This is a genomic window from Pontibacter liquoris (genome assembly GCF_022758235.1).
GTDB classification, from domain to species: domain Bacteria; phylum Bacteroidota; class Bacteroidia; order Cytophagales; family Hymenobacteraceae; genus Pontibacter; species Pontibacter liquoris.
Genome location: NZ_JALEBG010000001.1, coordinates 910,640 through 927,354 on the forward strand (window position 1 = coordinate 910,640; position 16,715 = coordinate 927,354).

Here is a 16,715-nt window from a genome sequence, read left to right on the forward strand (position 1 = left end):
TAAAGACGCAACATGTTGCGTCTTTACGCTTTTAAACACTTTTTATACTTTGCAGCATGATCGAGCTGAAAAGAGTTGACAACGAAGAGGACATGCAGACCGTTTTTGCCATCCGGGAGCAAGTTTTTGTGCAGGAGCAGCAGGTGCCCCGCGAGGCAGAGAATGACCAGTATGAGCCCGAAGCCCGGCATTACCTGGCCACCTACCAGGGGGTGCCCTGTGGGGCTGCCCGCTGGCGTCTCACTGAAAACGGGGTAAAGCTGGAGCGCTTTGCTGTGCTGCCCGCCTACCGTAACAAGAATGTGGGTGCACAGGTGCTGCAGGCGGTGCTGGAGGATGTGCGTGCCTTGCACGCTTCCCGCGAGATTTACTTAAACGCCCAGCTGCCGGCGGTAAACTTCTACAAACGCCATGGTTTCCAGACCGAAGGGGCTATGTTTTCAGAGTGTGCGATTGACCATTACAAAATGGTGTACAAAGGCTGATGCTGCGGTGGGCTCCTTTCCCCTTTGTTCGTATCACGCTTAGTTTTATAGCAGGTATCCTGCTGTCGCTTGTATCAGGCAAGGATTCCGGGTTTGCAGCCGGGGTCCTTGCTTTTTTTGTGGCCTGCTACCTGGTTGCTTTCCTACTGGCACGCAAGTATAAAACGGCCAATATGACCGATACAGCCGGCACCCTGGGCCTGTTGTGCTTTATGGCCGGCGGCTTTTGGATGGCGCAGCAGCATAATGAGCGTAACCACCCGCAGCACCTGCTGCAGCTTGCGCAGGCACCAACCTACTATGTTGGCGTGGTAGATGATTATGTGGTGCAGAAGCCTGCCTACCAGCGTGCCGTGTTAAATGTGCAGCAGGTGCGGGTAAACGGGGACTGGCAACCGGCCACGGGGCGTGTGCAACTGTCGGTGCCGCATGATTCGGAACAGGCCTACGAGCTGACATATGGCGATGTGCTGCTGGTACAGGGAGCACCCCGTGAGGTGGCATTGCCGGCTAACCCGGGCCAGTTCGATTATAAAGCTTACCTGGCCGACAGAAACATTTACCACCAGCAATATTTGCAGGCAGGCCAGTACCTGAAAACAGGCGCGGTGCCGGGCAATTTTATCCTGTACCTAAGTATAAAATGGCGGCGGCAACTCGACCATTTCCTACGCGGGCAAGTAGGGGCGAGGCGGGAGTATGCCATTTCTTCGGCGCTTATTCTGGGCGTGACCGATGAGCTGGACAACGCCATCAAAGCAACTTATATCGACACCGGTACCATGCATGTGCTTTCTGTGTCGGGGCTGCACGTGGGGCTTATTTACGGGATACTGATGCTGGTGCTGATGCACTTTAACCGGACACCGCGGCAGCGATTCTGGGCGGCGCTCCTGGCTATACTTGCTTTGTGGTTCTATGCCTTCATGACGGGGCTCTCGCCTTCGGTGCTGCGTTCGGTGGTGATGTTTACGATGGTCACACTGGCCCTGGCCACCAGGCGCAACACCAATATTTACAACACGTTAGCAATTGCCGCCTTTGTTTTGCTGTTCTATAATCCTTACTTTTTGTTTGACGTGGGGTTTCAGCTCTCTTTTCTGGCTGTGATTGGCATCGTATACCTGCAGCCGCGCTTTTACCGGCTGCTCGAATTTGATAACTGGCTGCTGGATAAAGTATGGGTGCTGTTCACGGTATCGCTGGCGGCGCAGCTGATCACGTTTCCTTTGAGCCTGTTATACTTCCACCAGTTTCCGGTATACTTCTGGCTGGCTAACCTTGTGGTGGTGCCCTTGTCTACGCTGGCACTTTATACCGGCTTGGTAGCGCTTGCTTTGGGCTGGGTACCTGTTGCCGGGGCGCTATTGTTTAAACTGCATACGGGTGTGATCTGGACAATGAACGAGCTCAATATCGTGCTTACGCATTTGCCGCAGGCTGTTATAAACGGTATTCATATTTCAGCCTGGCAAACCGGGTTGCTGTATGCTCTGCTGTTGTTGTTCATCCTTTTCTTCTCGCTAAAGCAACTGCGGTTCCTGGCGATGGCCACAGGAGTAATAGCTCTGCTCGCGGCGCAGCAGGTGGGGGAGCTGTGGCAGCAGAAAAAGCAACGCTTGCTAACCGTTTATAACGTGCGGGGCAGTTCCGGCATTTCGCTGGTACAGGGGCAGCAGGTCTTGGTGCTGGCAGGGGCCAGAGTACTTAATGACGAGCAAAATTATACCTACAACATCCGGCCGCACCTCTGGCAACTGGGCCTGGCGCAACCGGAGCTTGTACCGTTGGCCGGTGACCAGCCGCTGCCTAATAGTCCATTGGTGATGTTGCCTGATAGCAACCACCTGCTGGTTTGGCAAAACCGGCGGATGCTGTTGCTTTCGCACCCGCCGGGCTTGCAGCCAAAGGCACCGCTGCCGCTCGACTACCTGCTCCTGCAGAACAATGTGCGCCTGAAGCCGGAAGAATTGCAGGATTATACCTGCCGTAAAGTCATTCTCGATGCCTCCAGCAGCCCCTGGTACCGGCAGCGCCTGCACCGCCAACTCGACACGCTCGGGATCGCCTGGTACGATGTGGCTGATTCCGGCGCGTTTGTGCTGTCTTTACCGTAAACACCTGTACGGGGAGAACCTTTCCGGTGCCAGGCGGTCTTCGGCAGCACTTGTCTTTTCCTTTTCGTATCTTTGCAAATCCAAAACAGATACAACGATGAGTGACTTTACCCCATTAAGCGAAGTAGGCGAATTCGGATTAATTAAGATCATCAACGATAAAACCGAGCTACGGAACGCTTCTACCATAAAAGGCATTGGCGACGATGCCGCCATAATTGAGCCGCAGGAAAAACAGCTGGTCGTGTCGAGCGACATGCTGCTGGAAGGCGTGCACTTCGACCTGACGTTTTGCCCGCTCAAGCACCTGGGCTACAAAGCCGTCGCTGTGAACGTGTCTGATATTGCAGCCATGAATGCCACGCCCACGCAGATCACGGTGAACATTGCTCTGGGGGCGCGCTATACTTTGGAGGCGGTGGAAGAGCTGTATGAAGGCATCAGGCTGGCCTGCGAAAATTACAATGTGGACCTGGTTGGCGGCGATACCACTTCGTCCAGAACGGGGCTGGTGATCAGTATAACGGCGATAGGAGAGGTGGCCAAAGGCGAAGCTGTGCTGCGCAGCGGTGCCCAGGTTAACGACCTGGTCTGCGTTACCGGCGATTTGGGAGCAGCCTACATGGGTTTGCAGGTGCTGGAACGGGAAAAACAGGCCTTTTTAGCCGATCCGGAGATGCAACCCGAACTGGAAGACAAGCAATATATTGTAGGGCGGCAGCTGCGCCCGGAGGCCCGCATGGATGTGATCCACGACCTGAAAGGCCGCGGTATTAAACCCACCGCTATGATCGATATTTCGGATGGGCTGGCTTCGGAGCTGTTCCATATCTGTAAGCAATCAGGCGTTGGCGCTACGGTGTACAAAGACAATTTGCCCGCTGATAACCAGATGCTGCAGACGGCGCTGGAGTTCAATATCGACCCGTTGAGCTGCATCATGAACGGCGGCGAAGATTATGAGCTGCTCTTTACCGTGCCGCTAACGGCCTACGACGAGCTGAAGAACCACCCGGATATCACCATCATCGGCAAAATTACGGACGCCAGCGAAGGTGTAAATCTGGCCACCAAAACCGGTCAGGCGTACCCGCTGAAAGCCCAGGGCTGGAACCACTTTTAAGATGCTAGATACTAGACGCTAGACTTTAGACAAAAACAAAAGAGGAAGCCCGGCAGGCTTCCTCTTTTGTTTTACATACATTTTATGAACTGGCGCGGGAATTAACCCGTGCCTTTTTATACATGTTCAGGCTCTGACTGAACGCGCCTGGAAGGCGCAAGAGCTACGCAGCAATAGCCTTTGTTGTACTTATACTTTCAGCTATACCTGGCTGCACCTTATACTTCATTTATCAGTACACGCGAGTTTGGAGACTCGCTTACATACTTTGTCACGGGTTAATACCCGCGCCAGTTGGATACAAATTTAAAGATAAATTCAAAGGCGAAGCACTAACGTTTTTCATTTTGTAGCATACAGCTTTTGAAAGGTCTTGTGGTTTGAGTCCTGATACTGGTGTCCCAAACTTAATCTTCCGGGAATGGGATAAATACGAAATTCTGGAACTCGTTGTCTACTACAAACAGGCAGCAGAACTCATCCGGGTCTTTGTAGGCGGCTTTAAACTCTTCTTCTTTCTCGGGTAAGATCAGCTGGCGCTGCACAAAATCTTCCAGGTACGAGGCGTTGATATGCCACTCCAGCGCGGCCTCTTCCTTGGCCAGGAAAACAGAGCCCACGGGCAGTTGCGTGCGGCTGAAAACGAAGATCGGGTAATTGGATATTTTGCGTTTGCGCACCTGGTAAGAGGCTTCGCGCAAAGTTTCGGCCACCACCACAAAGTCCTTGGAGATGGTGCCCAGGTATTTGCCGTTTAATTCAGGATCGTTTTCCATACTCGTTATACTTTAGGACACAAGACACAGAACACAGTACTTTCTGCAAAACTTGTACTTATACAAAAAGTCTTGTGTCTGATGTCTGAAATCCTGTGTCTTATCTAGCGGTTAACAATACAATATTCTCTACGTGGTGCGTCTGCGGGAACATGTCCACTGGCTGCACGCGTGCCACATCATACTTCTGCGAAAGCAGTTCCAGGTCGCGGGCTTGTGTGGCCGGGTTACAGCTTACATACACAATACGCGCGGGGTGCACCTGCAGCAGTTTGGCTACTACGTCCTCGTGCATGCCTGCGCGGGGCGGATCGGTGATCACCACATCCGGCCGGCCATGGCGCGCCACCAGCTCATCCGACAAAATATCTTTCATATCGCCGGCGTAAAAGGTGGTGTTGGTGATGTTGTTTATCTGCGAGTTAATCTTGGCGTCTTCGATGGCGCTGGGCACATACTCAATCCCGATCACCTCGCGGCACTGTGCTGCCACAAAGTTGGCGATGGTGCCGGCCCCGGTATACAGGTCATACACCAGTTCGTTGCCCGTAAGCCCAGCAAACTCGCGCGTTTTCTTATACAGTTCATAGGCCTGGTCGGCATTGGTCTGGTAAAAGGACTTAGGCCCTACGCGGAACCGGATGCCTTCCATTTCCTCATGTATGTAGGGCAGGCCTTTGTAGCAGACTACCTCCAGGTCGTGGTAAGTGGCGTTGCCTTTTGCGTTTACCACATACTGCAGCGACGTGATCTCGGGGAACGTTTGCTCCAGGTGCTGCATTAAACCAAGTATAGCCTCCTGGTCGTTCGTTTTTACCTGCAGCAGCACCATCAGCTCGCCGGTGTTGGCCGTACGGATGATGAGGTTGCGCAGAAAGCCTTCCTGGGTGACGGCATCAAAAAATACCAGCCCGTGCTGGCGGGCATACACGCGCACGGCCAGGCGAATAGCATTGGAAGGGTCGGGTTGCAGGTAACAGTGCTCGATGTCCAGGATCTTATCAAAGCGGCCCGGCATGTGGAAGCCCAGCGCATTGCGGTCGAACTCCTCGCCGGAGCGGATCTGCTCGTTGGTAAGCCAGCCGTTGCCCGAAAAGGTAAACTCGAGTTTATTGCGGTAGTAACGCGTTTTTACAGAGCCCAGGATGGGGTCAAACTCCGGCAGCGGCACCTTACCAATGCGCTCTAAGTTATCCTTCACCTGCTTTTGCTTATAGTATAACTGGGTGCTATACGCAATGTGCTGCCACTTGCAGCCGCCGCAAACGCCAAAATGCTCGCAGAAAGGCTCCACGCGTAGCTCCGAGTATTGGTGAAAGGCAACTGCCTCGGCTTCCAGAAAACTCTTCTTTTTGCGGGTCACCCGCAGGTCGACCACATCGCCGGGGGCAACGCCGCCAACAAATATTACCAGGTTGTCGTGCCGCGCCAGGCATTTGCCCTCGGCCACCATCTCTTCTATGCGGATATTTTCGAGAATCTCGAACTTGTTCTTATGCTTCTTTCTCACAGTGCGCAAAATTAATCATTTTTTAGGAGACGGAAGGGAATCTGTTTAACAAGCCGCAATTTGAGAGGATGCAGGGGGTATTTTGGTTAGACTTAATAGCTTGAGTTTGATATGGTGGTTTATACTTTCAGATACATTAGCCAACAACGAGTGGATGCTTTTTTATACTTCAGGTTATACTTGCAGCGGCTCTTTGGTACTGGTTTAGACTGTAGCTATACTTGGTAGCTAGTTGTATTTCTCAGTTTTATACTTGCCTTGTTTCATCTTATACTTTGGAGCGCTCCAAGCCCGCGGGGGCTCGTCCTGGGGTGCAGGGGCCCCCGACAAGGGCATCGTGCTGCTTTCATTTCCTGCCCTCGTACCTCGGGCTGCCTCACTAGCGTTCGTCACCGGAAATTCTCGAGGCGCTTAACCCAAGGACTGGGATCAGCTCGATAGCGGAAGTTTATCCTTCAGCTTAAGTATAAATCTTTGCCATACCTCTTTCTTTTTGTCATCCTGAAAGGATCTTGGTGGAAGAGAGAGAAGCTTTTACTAAGCAAGCATTCTGTTGTTGCTCCTCCATCTGCCTAAAGTCCCCCTTTGAAGGGGGTAGGGGGATGTTCTTCTTTATCCTAGCCTAAACTGCTTAAACTTTAGCTCAAGTATACTTAAGTTCTCAACTATTATGCAATCTGTTATTTCGGCGATAGGAGAAATCTGCTACAAACACAAGAAGAAGTTTTTAACAGATCTCTCCTTCCGTAGAGATGACAGCAGGAAAAGGCGTGACGCTTTTCTCACCTTCATAGAACCCACACCGCTTATACTTCTAAAGTAGTAATCACCAAGCTCCCCTCTTGGGGGTAGGGGCCCTCTCTAAAAAACAAGGACGGGTAGGGGTGGTTGGACCCGGGACAGCACCGCTCATACTTTACCGGCAGTAACATTTCTTGACTTAGAAAAGCGAGAGCAGAAATTTGAAGCAAGTATAACTCCGATATTTTCAAAGCCTGCATTAAGATTCTGACCAAGCCCTCGCACCTCACATTGGGAAATTGAGGCAGGTGATAGGAATGGCATTGGCAGCATGATGCGCAGCAATTAACAATTCCCTTTATCTTTGCAGCAGCAATATCAACTTTGAAATCCACTACCATGAAAGGGAAAGTAGTATTAATAACAGGCGGCACATCGGGCATCGGCAGGGCTTTGGCTTTTTCGTTTGGCAGGGCAGGTGCCAGCGTCGCGTTCTCGGGGCGCCAGCAGCAGGGGCTGCAGGAGACAGCAGCAGCACTGACGGCCGCCGGTATTACGCACCTGGCCATCCAGGCCGATGTGGCTGTAGAGGAGCAGTGCGCCCGCATGGTGCAGGAAACCGTAACTAGGTTCGGAAAGCTGGATGTGGTGATCAACAACGCCGGCATCTCCATGCGGGCGCTGTTTATGGATCTGGACCTGGCGGTGCTCCGCAAAGTGATGGATATTAATTTCTGGGGAACCGTGTATACCACCAAGTATGCGCTGCCTTATATCCTGGAAGCTAAAGGGTCGGTGATCGGCATTTCGTCTGTGGCCGGTTACAGGGGCCTGCCGGCTCGCACGGGCTATTCGGCGTCCAAGTTCGCCATGCATGGCTTCCTGGAAACCCTACGCACCGAGCTGCTCTACTCGGGCGTGCACGTGCTTCTGGCCTGCCCGGGTTTTACGGCTTCCAACATCCGTAACTCGGCGCTGGCTGCAGACGGGCAGCAGCAGGGTGAAACCCCGCGCGAAGAAGAAAAGATGATGAGCGCTGAAGAGGTAGCCGACCGCATTCTAAAAGCTACCATCAAACGCAAGCGCGACCTGGTGATGACGACGCAGGGCAAAATGGCCGTGTGGGTGAACAAGCTATTCCCAAGCCTGGCCGATAAACTGGTCTACAATGTGATGGCCAAAGAGAAAGATTCGCCGCTGAAGAAAAGCTAAGTATAAAAGAAAAGGCTTCGTGGTTTACGAAGCCTTTTTTTTTAGAAGTAAAAGTAGGTGGCGACTCCGCCAAACCGTGGGTTTACCACGTTGTTATACAGCGACCCAAACCTGTACCGTACACCGAAATTAAAAAAGAAATCATAATTAGAATCCAGTTGCCGGCGCCTGGTTAGTAGATCCTGGTCGCTCACTTCGCCTTTAATGATGTTAAGCTGGTCGCGCTGAATGGCATAATACCCGCCAATGTTAAACGATAGCCCCTTAAAAAGCCGCACATCCGCGTAGCCTGAAAAAGAAACCCGTTTTTTCGAGAAATCATGGAAATAGTGACTGTAGGAAGTAGAGCCGCTTAACTGCCCCCATTTCTGATTAAAACTCATGTCGAGCGAGAGACTTTGCTGAAAACGTAGTTCTTCTTTTTTCAGAAAGATGGTTTCCTCTATGTAATCAAAATACCTGGGGCCGGCTTTGTACATCAACCCGATATACTTGTTATTCGATTCAGCATAAGGATAAAAGTTATACTCTAAAGCCGGGGTTACAGCCAGGTTCAGGTCATAGTTGCTGTAGTCAGACTTTTCGGCACTCACGTAACCTCCTGCGGATAAGTGGTTGCTTAACGACCAGACAGTGGTATTGGTGAAGTTGTAGCGCTTGTTGGTATACTTAAATTCTTCGTCGCCTTCGCCATACCGGTTTTGGTTCTGGTTGACATCTGCAGAGAAGGTCGTTTTTAACTTATCTGTTACACGCGAGGCGCTGATGCCGCCGGTAAGGCTGTTGCTGGCGTAGTTTTTGTCGCCGCTGAAGTAGCCGCGCATGTTCAGGTTAAATACCCAGTAATTCCAGGGGTCTTCACCCGGTTTTGTGGCAATCTCCGATTGGTTACTGGCGTCTTTAAAAGAGATCACCATCTCCTTCGCCTTTTCGGTTTTCAGGATGTAGGGCAGCAAACCTAGCTTTATGATCTCGATGGCTTGTTTGCGGTCTTCGTCGTCGGTTGCGGTTGCCTGGCGTATGTAGCTTTTTGTTTCGGCCATACCTGCAAAATGCTGCTGGCCTTCAAACTGTAATTTATACTCGCGGCCCCCGCTGCCTGTAGCTTGCGAAGTGATCAGCAAGTATACGTTCGCCTGAAACCGGTCATTCACATAGTCTACAAACGTGATTTCGCGTTTCACATAATCCAGGTCGCAGTAGGCCTGGCAATCAACAAACACACGCAGGTTTTCAGGTTTGGCGGCTGGTGTTTGCGCCTGCGTGGTGCTAATGCAAAGCCATACAAGTATCAGGCTGAAGAATGTTTTCATACAAAGGCAGATTGGGGTTAAAGAGCCAGTGAATTGATTAAATTCTTTAAATATAATAATAACTATGTATAATTAAAGAATTTGTTTCTGGTTATCACTGCGTTTTAAACCATGCCTTTGGGGTTTACGGAAGTGCCACCAGGTTGCTCTTGCGGATATAGGCTTTCTCGCCTTTCCACCTGATCTCGTACCAGATATCCTGCTCGCCTGTAATAGGTACTTTGTGGCCTTTGGAGGCCGTAGCCAGCCAGGTAGCGCCAGCCGATGGAGCCGACATGATCACGGCGTTATTCTGCCTGATAATGCCCGCCACGCCTAAGTTCAGGAAGTTGATGTAATACAGGATAAACACTAGGTATAGTGTAAAACCGATTTTAAACGTGCTGGAGAACCGGTGGCCCTTGCGCCAGGAGACAATCATTACCGTAACGGTAACAACAGCCAGCAGCAGCAGCAGCTCCAGCAAACGCATGTAATACTTGCTGAACTGCGTTTTAAAGAACTGCAGGTCGTTGTACTCGTAGCCCTGCAGGCGGTGTGCCTGCGCCAGTTCCTCCATTTTTTTTAGCACAGAGCGGCTCGGCTCCTTGGTATAGAACAGGTGCAGGTAGTACATGGCGCCGGTATAATCGCGTAGCCCTTCGCGGATATAAGCCATTTTAAGCAGCATTTGGGGGGAGTAAAGCTGCTGTTTGGTCAGTATTGTATCGTATAAGGTAAATGCCTCCGTATAATACTGTGCACGGAACAGCGAATCGGCTTTTGCTAGCGAAGTGGTATCTGTCTGACTGTAAACCGGTTCAGTAAATACGATAGAAAAAAGAATAAAAAAGGCAGATATTTTGAACCAAAGGTTTTGCATTTAAAATCTGAGCTGTTACTTTTGCATCGCAATTCAGGGGAACGCCCCGGAGATGGCAAGTTACTAAAAAGATTCTGTAGCTCAGCTGGTAGAGCAATACACTTTTAATGTATGGGTCCTGGGTTCGAATCCCAGCGGGATCACGATGAAAGCGGGAGCCTTTTCTACATGGGAAGGCTTTTTCTTTCTACCTCTTCAGAGGGAAGGGAGGGAGAAGAAACGGAAATAAATTTTGGATTTTAAAATTTAGCGCGTAATTTTGTCCTCCCAAACAACGGAAAAATTAGTAACGATTCTGTAGCTCAGCTGGTAGAGCAATACACTTTTAATGTATGGGTCCTGGGTTCGAATCCCAGCGGGATCACTTCAAAAGCCACTCCAAACGGGGTGGCTTTTTTGCTTTTAAGCGCTGGCAACACCACCTTCCTATAGCTGCCTATTTTTAGAATGATCTACTTTCTTTAAGCAGCTTTATACTTGTGTTGTTCCTTCTTCTATTTGTTCGTTCCTCGATTAGACCTGCTTACGGGCAATCCTACCTACCACAGCATTTCCACCACACATTCATAGCTACCTGTAAAAAAGCGCTGGTCCCGCTCTGAAGAAGAGAACGGGACCAGCACTGAAGGTATAAAGAGCCTATGCTTTGGCTTTAAAGAGTGTTTCGAAGAGTTTATACTTATACCTGGGGTATTCTTTCAGCACGGCCATTAACGCCAGCAGCACGCCGCCGATCAGCAGTGGGTAAAGCAAGTATAAAAGCGGGTGCAGCAGTGGCAGATATAACATTCCGATGAGCACCAGCGAAATAAAACTATACAGGTAAGAGGTTTTGGAGCTGAAACTGAACACACTGTTCACCACCACCTTGGGGCTGGTAAAGGAGGCAATGATGCCCAATGGCGTCAGCACCAGCACAGAGCCCAGGTAGAACAGCACGATAAACAGGGCCATCTGATGATTGAACAGGGCTACGTAAAGGGCTGTAACAGCCGCATCGGCCAGCAGGGGCACCCGGAGCGGCAGCAGGCTACCAATGATGAAATCCTTGTAGGTGCCATTAGCCCGTTCCATTGTCAGCCACAGGTTACGGTAAAAGCCCCAGGCATTGTTAAATACATAGGTATAGAGGATGGCCGGCCCCATAAACAGCCATATCGAGATGTTCTGGTCGTAGAGGTGCTTGCCTTTCAGAGCGAACGATACGGCATCGAGTACGAGAATGAGGACCTTGAAGGCTAACCCGAAAATAATCATCTGGCGGGCCAGCTTGTGGTTTTTAAAGAGGCGCCAGCTCAGGCTGCGCTTGGCATTCTGGCTATACCGTACTTCGCGGCGCTTGGGCTCGGCGGCCGCCTGCTCCAGGAGGAAATTAGAAGCCAGAAAGAACCCGAAGGCGGCCGCATGCACCACCAACAAAAAAGGCGTATCGCCGGCTTTAAACATAGGGGCCTTGGCCTGCAGCGCTATAAAAGCGGCTGCCATAACGGCCGCTGCCCGAAACGTACTGTGTTTCCACCGGATCTTGCGCTCCACCAGGATCTGCAGCGAGCGCCGGGTTACATGGGCTGTCAGCAGCACCAGCACACTCTGCAGCAGGTCAATGAACCCGTAATCCGGCGAGAGCAGGAAGAGGATGACCATGAAGTTGAGCAGGATCAGGTAAAAGGGAGAAGTAAACTCTACCACCAGCTCTACCCAGAAGCGTTGCAGCGGCGGCACCGGATACAACCTGGAAATAAATTCGGTGCGGGGCGTATAGGAAGGGAAAAAGCCACGCATCACAATAATCACCATCAGAAAGAGGTTGGTGTAGCGCAGCACTTCATCTACACTGGGGTTTATGCCGCCTTCGTGTGCCTTGCGCAGCATGAAAGAGAACATCCAGCTATAAATACCTGAAACCACAATGCCCAGCACCAATAGCAGCAGGTTTTGCAGTTTTTTGTGCCTGAAGAAGCTTGCGAACCGTGCCCGACAGGAGAAAATGATCAAATCCATCTAATTTCGTTAAGAGTTTAAAGTTATGAGTGGAGAGTGCTTCAGGACTCTACATTTTTAACTTCTCACTTATGTCAGCATCCAGTCGAGATTTACTTCCGGGTTGTGGTGCGGGAGCAACAGGTGGAAAAGGGCCTGGTCGATCAGGTTCTTGCCATTCATGGTAAACTCCTCTATGGTGCCGTTATACATGAGCTGCCCGTCGTTGAGCACGCCAATGTGGGTAGCCACCCGCTCCACGTAATTCAAATCGTGCGAGGAGATCAGGATCACACGATTGGGGTTGCGGTAGCTCCGGATAAGCTGTACCAGCAGCTGCGCTGCAATGGGGTCCAGGCCCGTGAAGGGCTCATCGAGCAGCAGCACCCGCGGCTTGTGCAGGATGGCAGCCACAATGCCGATCTTCTTTTTCATGCCGGTAGAGTAGCCGGCAATATTTTTTTGCAGCGATTCCTTATCGGAGAAGAAATAGTTGGTGAGGCTCGTAATGCGCTCTTCCGTTTCTGCGGGGCTCAGACGGTAGAGCCTGGCCACAAAGCTCAGGTACTCCAGGCCGGTAAATTCTTCTATCAGCGGGTTATCCTCGCACAGGGCACCCAGGTTCTGTTTTACTTCCTGGCTATGGCCGGCGTAGTCTTTTTCAAAAAGCTGGATGTTGCCCGCATCCGGCTTTATCAGGTCCAGAATGCAATTCAGGAAAGTACTTTTCCCAACGCCGTTTTTTCCTAAAAGGCAATAACACTGTCCCTTGTTAATACTGAGATCCAGGTTTTGCAATATTTGCTTTTTACCGAAAGCCTTTGTAAGTCCTTTTATATCTATACTCATATATTAGTAGGTACGATTTTGAAATGTATCAAACCACTGCCGTAAGCCAGGTGAAATGTCATATTTAAAAGTAGTCATTCGCTGGAAATAGTCCTAACAAAGTATAAGACAAACGCGGGTGTTTAGCTGCCTTAGTAACCCGCTTTGAGCCGCTTTGCTTTAGGAGTTTAGTAAACGTAACATGCAGAAGTGTAAAGAAGGTTTCTGACAAAGGCAGGGAAAGTATAAATTAATTTTGAGGACGCGGAAAAGGGAACGCAGGTCACCAGATTGGGACGGCAGAAAAGAAGAAAATTTATTTTACAATGAGGCGGCAGCAGGTTGCATATGTCCGGCGGGCTCTTTACTTTTGCATCCACATTTTACCTGCGCACGTGGTGAAACTGGTAGACACGCCATCTTGAGGGGGTGGTGCCTTCGGGTGTGGGAGTTCGAATCTCCCCGCGCGCACATCAAAAACAAATGGCCTGCTGCAAAGCGGGCCGTTTGTTTTTATATTCCTTTTAAGCGAATCATACTTCTGCTTTATACTTGAGCCGTAGCGCTTCCTGTTAGTGCGTAGATCCGCCCATTCCTATTCAATTTAGCCCTCTTTCACCGGATTTATACTTTCCTTTCAAATGGGTTCTGGGGCTTCACCAGGATAACCTGCTCGCGGTCTATGGTCACGGAGCCCGGGGCAGCGCCCTTGGGCTTGCGCACATACTTCTTGGGCGTGTAGAGCACCGGGCACAACGAGTCAGATTTGCGCTTGCTATAGTGGGCTGCCAGTTGCGCCGCTTTCTCCAGCACCGTAGCGGGCACAGTTTTCCCGGCCTGGTGCTTGATCACCACATGCGAGCCCGACACATCCTTGGCGTGCAGCCAGAGGTCGTCCTTGTAGGTATGGCGCTGCGTAAGCTCATCGTTGTTTTTAGCGCTCTTGCCCACCAGAATCTTAAATCCTTCGGTCTCAAAAACCCGGAACGGCGCCTCCTGCTGGGCCTGCTGTTTGGTGGATAACAGGGGTTGGTAGTCGCGCAGGAAAAGCTTGAGCAGTTTGTAATCTGTTGCGGCTGCAAGCGCCTGCAGGGCATCTTCCAGCACGATGAGTTCCTCCAGCTTCCGTTCTACCTTTTCTTCCAGCTGGCGCACTTCCACGTGCTGGTTCTTTGCCTTGCGGTAAAGGCGTTCAGCCGTTTTCTGGGGTGTCTCGTCATGTTTTAAGGTATAGGTGCGCTGCTGATCGGCGTAAAAGTCGTAGAGCTCCACATGCGTGCTGCGGGGCGGTATATTGGTCAGATTGGCCATCAACACATCAGCCGTCTGGCTGTACGAACGGTCGTGGCGAAGCTGGTGGAGTTTCTGTTCGCTTTGATTCAGGGTTGTTTGCGTGAGGTGCAGCTTGCGTTCCAGCACCTGTTTTGCCTGTTCATACTGGCGCTCATACCCTGTTTCGGATAAATATAAGCGGGTGTAGCTGTTGAGGGCCTCCAGCGGGTCTGTGTAAGTATAAAGCACCTCACCCAGGGCCAACAACGACAGGCGCAGCTTGCCCTGCAGCCGGATGATGTAATACGCTGGTGGGGACTCCAGTATGTCGAGCAGCTGCTGCACCAGTTCCCATTTTACCTCCAGGCTGGCCTGGCTATAGTTGTGTGCTGCTAAGTATAACGCCGGCAGATCGCCAAAAGTAGGATAGAGGGTGCGCAGGTTGCCGTCAGCAGCGGCAAAAGCGGCATAGTTCTGCGGCAAAGGCCGGTCCATCTGCAGCGGGTCCAGGTCTGCATCGTTGCTGAACTTGTGCTGGAAGAGCTCCGGCTCCTCTCCGGGCTGGAAAAGCACGATGTTCGAGCGGTTTCCAAACAGCTTAAAGAGCAGCAGCATCCCGCCCGATAATTTGAGGAAAAAGCTACGCTCGTTCTGGTGCTGCACCACGTCTTCCACCACGTGGCCCTGCATAGCGGCAAATAGATTAACACTGTTTGCACGTGCCCTTCGGAACTCAGTAGGGAAGGAGAGGGACGAAAAGTGGGAGGTAAGCAGCGCCCGGATATAGAACTCCTGCCTCGGAGCGGCAAAGCCCAGCACCAGTTCGTCCTTGTTCTGGCTGAAGGTGGTGGCCACCTGCAGGCCCAGCAATTTCGGTTGAAGTGCCTGGGTCAGCTGCCGCAAAAAATAGTAGTTCTGGTGCACTTTTGGTAGAATTACGAATTACGAATTACGAATTACGAATTACGAATTACGAATTACATTTTCTAAAACAGCAAAGTATAACGTCCTGCATTCTGCGTCAGAAGCCAACTCGGAACTCGTAACCCGGAACTCGGAATTCAGTCAGATTATACTTCCAGCTGCAGGCCGTCGTAGGCCAGGTGTATAAAATCGGGCAGGCGGGGCTCCACCTCCCGGTGCTGGCCCAGCAGATGACTGATATGGGTGAGGTAAGCGCGTTCGGGTTTAAGTTCCTGCAGCAGCTCCACGGCTTGTTGCAGCGAGAAATGCGAAATATGCGGCTCCTCACGCAACGCGTTCAGCACAATGATCTTAGAGCCTTTTACTTTTTCTTTTTCTTCCTCCGATATGAAATTGGCGTCGGTGATGTAGGTGAAATCGCCTACCCGAAAGCCAAAGATGGGCAGTTTATAGTGTTTTACCCGCACAGGTATAAACAACACACCTTCCACCTCGAAAGGGGTGTTGGTGATGGGGTGCAGCTCGACCTGCGGAATGCCGGGGTATTTAAAATCAGAAAAGATGTAGGCGAACTCCCGCTTGAGTTGCTCCAGCACGCGCTCTTCGGCAAAAAGGGGCATGTCTCTTTTCTGCAGGAAGTTATAGGCCCGGATATCATCCAGGCCAGCCGTGTGGTCTTTGTGCTCATGGGTGAACACCAGCGCATCCAGCTGGCTGATACGGTCTCGTAGCACCTGCTGCCTAAAATCAGGGCCGGCATCGATGATGATGCTTTTACCGGCTACCTGCAGGTGCACCGACACGCGCAGCCGCTTGTCGCGGTAATCCACAGACCGGCATACTTGGCAGGTGCACCCGATCACGGGAACGCCCTGCGAAGTGCCGGTTCCTAAAAATGTGACTTTCAATCTTCCTGTTCCTGATGGCGGATAGCCGTATAGAGCAGCAGGTTTTTTTCGCTCAGCCGGCTCTCGTCTACGGAGATGGTGCGCAGGATATCGTAAAGGCAGTTTATTTTGCCTTCCAGGCTGTAGTATTTATTTACCACAGCCACTTTCATATCCTTTAGTACACAATAGCCTGCTTTAAAATTACCTTTCTCGTAGCGCAGCACAAAATCCGACTCTGCAAAAATATCCTCCAGTTTGTTTAAAAAGGGCCGCGTATACTTGAGCTCCATTTCTATGCCTCCGCAGTATACTTTTTAACCGTGATCACCAGCGCGTCAAAGTCCAGGGGCTTGGGCAGGTAATCGTTAATGCCGGCTTCCTTAAAGTCTTCCATGCTGTAGTTATTGGCATTACCGGTAACCGCAATAATCGGAATTCTGGCAATGTCTTTGTTCTCGTGCGCCCGAATTTCTTTGGTGCACTCCATGCCATTTTTAACCGGGATATTAAGGTCCATTAAAATAGCATCAATTTTGTTGTTTTCAACTTGCTTGAGTACCTCACCACCGTTTTTAGCAGTCAGGATCCTGTAATTTTGCAGTTCCAGGATCTTTTTGGTCAGGTTTAGAATTACAGAGCTGTCCTCTGCAATCAGAATAGTTTTGCTATCAGCCATGTACGT

Annotated in this window: 14 protein-coding genes and 3 tRNA genes; 7 read left to right on the forward strand and 10 right to left on the reverse strand. The window is 50.9% G+C overall.

Annotated elements, in window-relative coordinates:
- Window positions 1-56 precede the first annotated feature (56 nt).
- The 3 genes from LWL52_RS03665 to thiL all read left to right on the forward strand — a co-directional run bounded on the left by LWL52_RS03665 (window position 57) and on the right by thiL (window position 3,725).
- Complete coding sequence (locus LWL52_RS03665; protein WP_242917034.1) at window positions 57-485, forward strand: GNAT family N-acetyltransferase; 429 nt, start codon at window positions 57-59, stop codon at window positions 483-485.
- Entirely contained in the window at window positions 485-2,602 is a 2,118-nt protein-coding gene (locus tag LWL52_RS03670) for a ComEC/Rec2 family competence protein (RefSeq protein WP_242917036.1), read from the forward strand. Before LWL52_RS03665 ends, LWL52_RS03670 begins: the two co-directional genes overlap by 1 nt.
- Window positions 2,603-2,699: 97 nt before the next feature.
- Entirely contained in the window at window positions 2,700-3,725 is a 1,026-nt protein-coding gene (gene thiL / locus LWL52_RS03675) for a thiamine-phosphate kinase (protein ID WP_242917038.1), read from the forward strand.
- A 407-nt stretch (window positions 3,726-4,132) separates the two neighbouring features.
- Here thiL and LWL52_RS03680 read toward each other — a convergent pair whose 3' ends face one another.
- Both LWL52_RS03680 and rlmD read right to left on the reverse strand, forming a co-directional pair.
- Window positions 4,133-4,501, reverse strand: coding sequence for a hypothetical protein (locus LWL52_RS03680; RefSeq protein WP_242917040.1), 369 nt, complete (start codon window positions 4,499-4,501; stop codon window positions 4,133-4,135).
- Between the two features lie 100 nt (window positions 4,502-4,601).
- The gene (gene rlmD / locus LWL52_RS03685) at window positions 4,602-6,011 is read right to left on the reverse strand and encodes a 23S rRNA (uracil(1939)-C(5))-methyltransferase RlmD (protein ID WP_242917041.1); all 1,410 of its coding nucleotides are present in this window, start codon (window positions 6,009-6,011) and stop codon (window positions 4,602-4,604) included.
- Between the two features lie 1,140 nt (window positions 6,012-7,151).
- Here rlmD and LWL52_RS03690 point away from each other — a divergent pair.
- Window positions 7,152-7,964, forward strand: a complete 813-nt coding sequence (locus LWL52_RS03690; RefSeq protein WP_242917044.1) for an SDR family oxidoreductase — start codon at window positions 7,152-7,154, stop codon at window positions 7,962-7,964.
- 41 nt (window positions 7,965-8,005) lie between these two features.
- On the opposite strand, the gene LWL52_RS03695 is transcribed toward LWL52_RS03690, so the two are convergent.
- The gene (locus LWL52_RS03695) at window positions 8,006-9,277 is read right to left on the reverse strand and encodes a hypothetical protein (protein WP_242917046.1); all 1,272 of its coding nucleotides are present in this window, start codon (window positions 9,275-9,277) and stop codon (window positions 8,006-8,008) included.
- Between the two features lie 124 nt (window positions 9,278-9,401).
- A complete protein-coding gene (locus LWL52_RS03700) occupies window positions 9,402-9,935 on the reverse strand; it encodes an SH3 domain-containing protein (protein ID WP_242917048.1) in 534 nt (177 codons plus the stop codon).
- A 274-nt stretch (window positions 9,936-10,209) separates the two neighbouring features.
- On the opposite strand from LWL52_RS03700, the gene LWL52_RS03705 reads away from it, so the two are divergent.
- Together LWL52_RS03705 and LWL52_RS03710 are read left to right on the forward strand one after the other, a co-directional pair.
- Window positions 10,210-10,282 (forward strand) — tRNA-Lys (locus tag LWL52_RS03705).
- Window positions 10,283-10,430: 148 nt separating this feature from the next.
- Window positions 10,431-10,503: transfer RNA gene (locus LWL52_RS03710), tRNA-Lys, on the forward strand.
- A 275-nt stretch (window positions 10,504-10,778) separates the two neighbouring features.
- Here the strand turns inward: LWL52_RS03710 and LWL52_RS03715 are convergent.
- Together LWL52_RS03715 and LWL52_RS03720 are read right to left on the reverse strand one after the other, a co-directional pair.
- Window positions 10,779-12,140 carry a hypothetical protein gene (locus LWL52_RS03715; RefSeq protein WP_242917050.1) on the reverse strand — a complete coding sequence of 454 codons (1,362 nt, stop codon included), beginning with the start codon at window positions 12,138-12,140 and terminating at the stop codon, window positions 10,779-10,781.
- 69 nt (window positions 12,141-12,209) lie between these two features.
- Window positions 12,210-12,968, reverse strand: coding sequence for an ABC transporter ATP-binding protein (locus LWL52_RS03720; RefSeq protein WP_242917052.1), 759 nt, complete (start codon window positions 12,966-12,968; stop codon window positions 12,210-12,212).
- A 368-nt stretch (window positions 12,969-13,336) separates the two neighbouring features.
- Between LWL52_RS03720 and LWL52_RS03725 the strand changes: the two genes are divergently transcribed.
- A tRNA-Leu gene (locus LWL52_RS03725) sits at window positions 13,337-13,418 on the forward strand.
- Window positions 13,419-13,571: 153 nt separating this feature from the next.
- On the opposite strand, the gene LWL52_RS03730 is transcribed toward LWL52_RS03725, so the two are convergent.
- From LWL52_RS03730 to LWL52_RS03745, 4 genes are all read right to left on the reverse strand, one after another.
- On the reverse strand, window positions 13,572-15,122 hold the full coding sequence (locus LWL52_RS03730) for an NFACT RNA binding domain-containing protein (protein ID WP_242917055.1): 1,551 nt from the start codon (window positions 15,120-15,122) through the stop codon (window positions 13,572-13,574).
- A gap of 167 nt (window positions 15,123-15,289) precedes the next feature.
- Window positions 15,290-16,051, reverse strand: a complete 762-nt coding sequence (locus LWL52_RS03735) for an MBL fold metallo-hydrolase (protein WP_242917057.1) — start codon at window positions 16,049-16,051, stop codon at window positions 15,290-15,292.
- Entirely contained in the window at window positions 16,048-16,323 is a 276-nt protein-coding gene (locus LWL52_RS03740) for a hypothetical protein (RefSeq protein WP_242917059.1), read from the reverse strand. The genes LWL52_RS03735 and LWL52_RS03740 overlap by 4 nt, the downstream gene beginning before the upstream one ends.
- A gap of 2 nt (window positions 16,324-16,325) precedes the next feature.
- On the reverse strand, window positions 16,326-16,709 hold the full coding sequence (locus LWL52_RS03745) for a response regulator (RefSeq protein ID WP_242917061.1): 384 nt from the start codon (window positions 16,707-16,709) through the stop codon (window positions 16,326-16,328).
- Window positions 16,710-16,715 lie beyond the last annotated feature (6 nt).